The sequence below is a fragment of the Mycobacterium sp. NGS40 genome (assembly GCF_059812735.1).
Genome location: NZ_JCALDG010000068.1, coordinates 1 through 4,320, shown reverse-complemented (window position 1 = coordinate 4,320; position 4,320 = coordinate 1). Strand labels below are relative to the sequence as shown.

The following is a 4,320-nucleotide window of genomic DNA, read 5'->3' as shown; positions in this document are numbered from 1 at the left end:
GGGGGGTGGGCATGCACAACGGAGTTGATATCCGGGCGCCGCCGCAGCAGCTCGGTGTGCAGAGGCAGCTCGTTGGGGACCGTGTAGCCGCTGTCGAGCTCGCCTTCGGCGGCGGGATTGCCGTCGAGGTCGACCAGCCGGATGTCGTTGGCTTCGGTGTGCGCGAGGCCACGCTCCTTGGGACCCCTGCAACGGACCAAGAGCTCGTTCTCCCCCGTTCGCGCACTGATGTGGCCGAGGATTCCGTCGGCGAGGCCGCGGCCGGCCAGGACCCGGCAGGCCATTGCGATGGCCTGCCGTTGCTCTTCGTGGACCACCGGCGGCTGACTTCCCCGCATCAGAGTGCCGCCGTCGGCCGGGGCTCGAGCAGGAGCTCGAGTTTGTCGCGCAGTTCCTGCACGCCGATCCCTGATCCCATGCCGCGGCGGCAGGCAAGCAGGGCCTTCGGCCAGTTCACGATCGCGGCACCGTACAGTTCCACTCCGTCGGTGGTGTAGAGCGCTGCGAACCGACCGTGCAGCTCAGGGTCTCCGATGAGGACATGGTCGGCGTTGCCTCCCACGCGACCGACGACCTGGATTTTCCAGTCGTGCTGGTCGCTCCAGACGTATTCAACCGGTGTGTACTCGCGGGGACTGTCCGGATGGGTGATGTTGTGGGCGACGCATGAGGCTTGCTCAACCGCGTTTGTCCAGTGCTCGATCCGGATGTCCGCACCGTGCTTCTGATGCCGCCAGCGCGCCACGTCGCCGACGCCATACACGTTCGGGGCGTCCACAGCCCTGCAGAACTCGTCCAGCACGACGCCGTTGTCCACCAGCAGTCCCGAGGAGGCCAGCCAGGCGTCGTTGGGAACCGCGCCGATCCCGATGAGAACGGTGGCGGCTTGTACTGTCTGGCCGTTGGTAAGCCTGACGCTGAAGGACCCGTGCTCGCCCTCAATGGCCTCGACTCCGGTGCCAAAGATCGTGGTGACGCCGTTGTTGCGGTGGAGTTCTCCAAACAGCTGTGCGATTTCGGCGTTGAAGATGCGGCTCATTGGTATGGGCATCGGGTCGATGACTGTCACTTCCAGACCGAGCGTACGTGCCGTCGCGGCTGCTTCGGCACCGATGAAACCGGCGCCGATCACTGCCAGTTCCCCGCCTTTGAGGAGGTCGGCGCGCAGTTTCCGGGCATCGTCCAGGGAACGGAGCACGTGGATCCCGGGCCGTTGGCCCCAGGGTGAGGGTCGGGCAGATGCGCCCGTGGCGATCACAAGGTTGTCGAAGTGTAGGGGTTCGTGGTCCTGGAGGTACAACAGGTTTCCGGCGACATCGATGCCTGTGGCGGCGTGCCCGAGCAGCAGCCGGATGCTGGCTTCCTCCGCCTGCTCGCGGGTAAGGAGGCGGATGGACGACTCCTCTGCTTTGCCGGAGAGGACGGATTTGGACAACGGCGGCTTGTCGTACGGGAGTTCCGTCTCAGCACCGACGAGGACGATGTCGCCTTCATACCCCTCCAGGCGCAGGGACTGGGCAGCACGCACGCCGCCGGTTGAGGAGCCGACGATAACTGTGGTCGTGTTCATCAGTCCTCCACTACTAGGGCGGACACCGGGCAGCTGCGGGCAGCCTCGGTGACACGGGAACGCTCGGCCTCGGGAACTTTGGTCCTGAGGAGAACAACGATTCCGTCGTCATCCAGATCAAAGTAGTCGGGTGCCCCAACGACGCAGTTGGCGTAGCCCTGGCAGGCTTGCAGATCTGCTTTTACGGTAGGCATTGTCAATCTCCTTGGCCTCTAGATGTTGTTTTTGTTCTGGGGCGGCTGCTCGTCCTCGGTGACAAGCGGCCCGAACGGATGCCCGATCATGGCCGAGAAGGTTGCCGGCGCCTGCCAGGTGAGGGCTTCCAGCTCCAGGGGGCACAGGGACACCCACTGGCCGGAGCGCGGGGACTTGATCATCAGCCGCGAGCCGTTCCGCGTCTCGACGCGGCTTACCTGGACTTCGGAGAATTCGTTGGCGATCACGATCGGAGCGCCGTTGACCCGTGCTTCCAGCCGGTCGCGCTCCTCCGCCGCTCGAATGGCGGCAAGGCGGTCCTCCTCTTCGCCTTCCCATTCGAGTTTCATAGGAATATGGCCAGATTCTGCATCCGGATGACCGCCTCGTCGACCATGATGGTGCGGCGGGCGAGCTGCCAGCCGGAGCCGGTGCGGCGCAGCAGATCCTCCCTGCCTGCCGACACGGTCGCGGCCTCGCGGACGTCGCCCCGGCTGCGGAACAGCAGGACCGCCGAATCCACGATGATCTCATCCGGGTTACCGGTACGGAACGTCCGGACGTTGGTGACGTAGTGGCGCAGCCGCGACGGAGGGTCTTCGGTCCAGGCGTGTTCCGTGGCGAAGCGCGCCGCCCTGCGGCTCAGCGAGTACTTGTTTTCATCCATGTGCGCCATCCCGGGAGACGTGCTGTAACCGGCCCCGAGGGCAGTGGTCACCCTCACCGGCATGAGATAGTGCACGTCGTCCGTGAGGCGGCTCAGCCACTCGTCGTACTCCTGTGCGTCGAGCAAATAGGATTCATCGACAAGCCACTTGTGGGCTTGCAGATGAAGTTCATCATTGAACGGCAGGGAGTCACCCGTCCTCTGAGTACGGGGGGCGTGCCCTCCCAGCACCGACTGCTCCGAGAGAGATTTGTTGCTGCGTTCGGTTACGGCTTCAATACCCACGGCTAGCCCTCCTTCGAAACGGTCATTGCCGGGGCGTGCCCGTTGTGCTCAGCGGGAGCCGGGAAAGAATCCGGGGTGTCAGACGGACAGTCCTGCACCGGATTGCTGCCGACGTGCACCTGGGCCGCTTTTTCCATCGGTCGTTCAAGATGGTTGGCCCATCGCAGGAGCAGTTCACGCTGGTTGTATTCGCTGTATCCGACGCGGGTCGAGCCGGGGCCGGAGTACTGCTCGGGGGTCAGGGGTTCGACGACGTTCTGTCCGTTTTCCAGCATGCCCATGCGGCTGTTCAGCAGCAGGCGCCGTGCCATCGGGCCGCCGGCGGTGCTGGTCAAGGAAACCCAGTTTTCCACGTCGTCCTGCTCGAACATGCCGCCGCTGCCAAAGCACATGAGATAGGCCTTGTAGGAAAGTGCCTTAAACTCTTCGGGCGCGTTCTTGTCGACGGCGAACCACGATACGATCTCGGTCTCGTCTTCACTGATTGGCTGCCACTGCCGGATGGAGATGAACGGGAGCACTTCATCGGAGTCTTCTTCGACCCGTGGCCAGTTGTGCACGAAGCTCATGTTCGGGAACACCGACGCCGCCGACACCATGAACCCGTCCTTGCCCACGACGTCGAGCTGCTCCTGGCTCCACTGCTCTTTCATGCGGGCGATCATCTCGTCCGGGTAGCCCACGTAGCGGAGGCGGTCCTCCAGGCTTCCTTCGGGAAGCTTGTAGGTAGTTCCGCCGCCGTTGCCGGCCCAATAGGTTGTCCCGTCCTTGCGCTTTTCCGCCTTTGGTTCGCGGAACAAACCAATTTCGACGACGGAGGTGTGGGTCTGGGGGGTGTGATACATGTCGCCGGCGAAGTTTTCGGCTCCGATTTTCCAGTTGGCCTTGACCCGCCACCGCTGCGGCCCGCGCAGTTCAATCCCGCCGGAGCTTTGCTTCGTGTAGTAGTCCATGTAGAACTTGAAGTCACCCAGGAAGTCCTCCAACGGCTCTGCGTCAGGATCCAGGCTGACGAAGATAAGGCCGTTGTAGATGCCCAGGGAAGGAGCAGGCAGCAACGTCTGCCCCTGCTTCTTGAAGCCCTCTTCGCCGCCGTATGCCTCTTTGTGGAAGGGCAGTCCGACTATGCGGCCGTCGTTACGGTAGGACCACCCGTGGTACGGGCAACGGAAGTGGGAAGCGTTTCCCATCTCCGTGCGGCAGACCTGCATGCCGCGGTGAAGGCACATGTTGAACAGTGCCCGGATTTCTCCATGTTCATCACGGGAAATGATGAATGAGTCTTCCAGGACGCGGCGCACCACGTAGTCGCCAGCTTCGGGCACCTCGGATTCGTGGGCGACGAAAAGCCAGCTGCGACCAAAGACCCGCTCCTTTTCAAGCTCGAAGATCTCTTTGTCGTTGTAAATGTGTGCAGGGATCATGCCCTGCCGTACATCCTGAATCACGCCGCTGTGGTCAGTCATTGATGGATCTCCTTGTCCGGGCCGGCAAGACGCCAGTCATCTCTGGTAATCAGAGATAGTTTCTTTTAGAAAGAGAATGACTTAAAGTGTGGCGTTCGTCAAGCCCCCGACGAGACTCATCTAAAGTGCTCGCGAAA

At 62.6% G+C, this 4,320-nt stretch carries 6 protein-coding genes; all 6 read right to left on the bottom strand.

Annotated features, from left to right (window positions below):
- A partial coding sequence (locus tag AC5Y5O_RS31785; protein ID WP_500028725.1) for a class II aldolase/adducin family protein occupies window positions 1-338 on the bottom strand: 338 nt, incomplete at its 3' end.
- Window positions 338-1,570, bottom strand: coding sequence for an NAD(P)/FAD-dependent oxidoreductase (locus AC5Y5O_RS31780; protein WP_047040745.1), 1,233 nt, complete (start codon window positions 1,568-1,570; stop codon window positions 338-340). The genes AC5Y5O_RS31785 and AC5Y5O_RS31780, both read right to left, overlap by 1 nt.
- A complete protein-coding gene (locus tag AC5Y5O_RS31775; protein ID WP_047040743.1) occupies window positions 1,570-1,764 on the bottom strand; it encodes a ferredoxin in 195 nt (64 codons plus the stop codon). The genes AC5Y5O_RS31780 and AC5Y5O_RS31775 overlap by 1 nt, the downstream gene beginning before the upstream one ends.
- An 18-nt stretch (window positions 1,765-1,782) precedes the next feature.
- Window positions 1,783-2,115, bottom strand: a complete 333-nt coding sequence (locus tag AC5Y5O_RS31770) for a hypothetical protein (RefSeq protein WP_047040740.1) — start codon at window positions 2,113-2,115, stop codon at window positions 1,783-1,785.
- A complete protein-coding gene (locus AC5Y5O_RS31765) occupies window positions 2,112-2,711 on the bottom strand; it encodes a 3-phenylpropionate/cinnamic acid dioxygenase subunit beta (protein ID WP_095795377.1) in 600 nt (199 codons plus the stop codon). Before AC5Y5O_RS31765 ends, AC5Y5O_RS31770 begins: the two co-directional genes overlap by 4 nt.
- A gap of 8 nt (window positions 2,712-2,719) precedes the next feature.
- On the bottom strand, window positions 2,720-4,183 hold the full coding sequence (locus AC5Y5O_RS31760) for an aromatic ring-hydroxylating oxygenase subunit alpha (protein WP_047040736.1): 1,464 nt from the start codon (window positions 4,181-4,183) through the stop codon (window positions 2,720-2,722).
- Window positions 4,184-4,320: the final 137 nt, after the last annotated feature.